The 1970-nt window shown below is 71.4% G+C and carries 3 protein-coding genes; all 3 read left to right on the top strand.

Going from position 1 to position 1970, the window contains the following annotated elements; translation table 11 throughout:
* On the top strand, window positions 1-891 hold an 891-nt coding region (gene leuB / locus AC2W7C_RS17255; protein WP_486002468.1), incomplete at its 5' end, for a 3-isopropylmalate dehydrogenase.
* A gap of 124 nt (window positions 892-1015) precedes the next feature.
* Window positions 1016-1159 carry a hypothetical protein gene (locus AC2W7C_RS17260; RefSeq protein ID WP_486002469.1) on the top strand — a complete coding sequence of 48 codons (144 nt, stop codon included), beginning with the start codon at window positions 1016-1018 and terminating at the stop codon, window positions 1157-1159.
* A gap of 91 nt (window positions 1160-1250) precedes the next feature.
* The coding region (locus AC2W7C_RS17265; protein WP_486002470.1) for an amino acid kinase family protein at window positions 1251-1970 on the top strand (720 nt) is incomplete at its 3' end.

Raw genomic sequence — 1970 nt, forward strand, 5'->3', positions numbered from 1 at the left:
GACGCCGTCCTGCTGGGCGCCGTCGGCGGCCCGCAATGGGACGGCGGCAAGCGCCGGCCGGAAGAGGGCCTGCTGGGCCTGCGTAAGGCCATGGGCCTGTACGCCAACCTGCGCCCGCTGCAGGTTTCGCCCGTCCTGGCCCACCGCTCGCCGCTGAAGAAAGAGATCGTCGAGGGCGTCGACCTGATCGTCTTCCGCGAGCTGACCGGCGGCATCTATTTCGGGGAGAAGACCCGCACCGCCGACCGCGCCACCGACCTGTGCGAATACACCGTCGCAGAGATCGAACGGGTCGCCCGCGCCGCCTTCCAGACCGCTCAGCAAAGGCGCGGCAAGGTGACCTCGGTCGACAAGGCCAACGTCATGGAAACCAGCCGCCTGTGGCGCGAGGTGGTCACCCGCGTCCACGCCGCGGAGTTTCCGCGCATCGAGCTGGAGCACGCCCTGGTCGACTCCATGGCCATGCATCTGATCCGCAAGCCGCGCGACTACGACGTCATCCTGACCGAGAACATGTTCGGCGACATCCTGTCCGACGAGATCTCGGTGCTGGGCGGCTCCATCGGCCTGTTGCCCTCGGCCTCGCTGGGCTCGGGCGGTCCCGGCCTGTTCGAGCCCATCCACGGCTCGGCCCCCGACATCGCCGGCCAGGACAAGGCCAATCCGGTCGGGACCATCCTGTCCGCCGCCCTGATGCTGCGCCACAGCCTGGGCCTGGAGGACGAGGCCGGCTCCATCGAGGCCGCCTGCGCCGCCGTGCTGTCGGCCGGAGCCGTGACCCAGGACCTGGGCGGAACCCTGGGCACGCGCGCGGCGGCCAACGCCGTCATCGACGGCGTCCGGGCGATCCACTGGGCGGCCGCCCATCGCGTCCAAATGCACTGGGCCTGAGCGGTGAAACCGTGTCCCCGGAGCCGCAAATCCGGCCGTACAGCGCAATTTTCATCCCGAGGGTTGACGGCGACGCCCGTTGTCCGTCAGCCTTGCGTCCAACCGAACTGAGCAGGCCCCTTCCGTGAACCGCCTCGACGCCCGTATCGCCCTCGCCTCGGCCGCCTCGCGCGGCGGCGCGGCCGTGCGCGTCATCGGCGCCGGCCGGGCCCTCGGCATGATCACCATCGGTATGACCACCACCACGCCTCCGGCGGGGACAGGTTAGCGCGCACCGAAGCTCAGGAACGCACAGACCCAGCCCCGCCCGGAAACCTCCGGGCGGGGTTTTTCTTTTCTCCCATCGAAAGACCTTCCCAATGTCCGCCAACCTCGCCGTCCTCGACCGCCCTGCCGCGGCTCTTCCATCGGTCCTCTCCCCGCCGGCCGACGGCCCCGTGGTCGTCATGAAGTTCGGCAGCTCGGTTCTGGTCGACCCCGCCGATGCGCCCAAGGCCGCTTCGGACATCTACGCCGAAGTGCGCCGCGGCCGCCGTGTCGTGGCCGTCGTCTCCGCCTTCGCGGGCGAAACGGACCGTCTGCTGGGCGAGGCCCGCGCCTTGGGCCTGGGCCACGACAACGCCCTGCTTCCTGCCTATGTCGTGCAGGGCGAGGAACGATCCGCCGCCCTGGTGGCCCTGGCCTGCGACCGGATTGGCCTGGACGCCTGCACCCTGTCGGTGCGCGAACTGGGCCTGCGCGCCGAAGGCCCCTGCGAGCACGCCCGCCCCGTCGGCCTGGACCGCGCCGCCCTGGACCGCGCGCTCCGGCGGCATGAAGTCGTGGTGGTCCCGGGCTTCGGCGCCCTGTCGCCGGAGGACCGGATCGTGTTGCTGGGCCGCGGCGGCTCAGACCTGACGGCCCTGGTTCTCGCCGCCGAGCTGGGCCTGGACAGCGTCCAGCTGGTCAAGGACGTCGACGGCCTCTACGACCGCGACCCCAACGTCGATCCCGACGCCCGCCGCTACGACCAGGCCAGCTGGGCCGAGGCCCGCGCGCTGGGCGGCGGCCTGGTCCAGCCGGACGCGCTGGAGGTCGCC

The organism is Brevundimonas sp. CURTG3B2_SDJG (assembly GCF_057364705.1).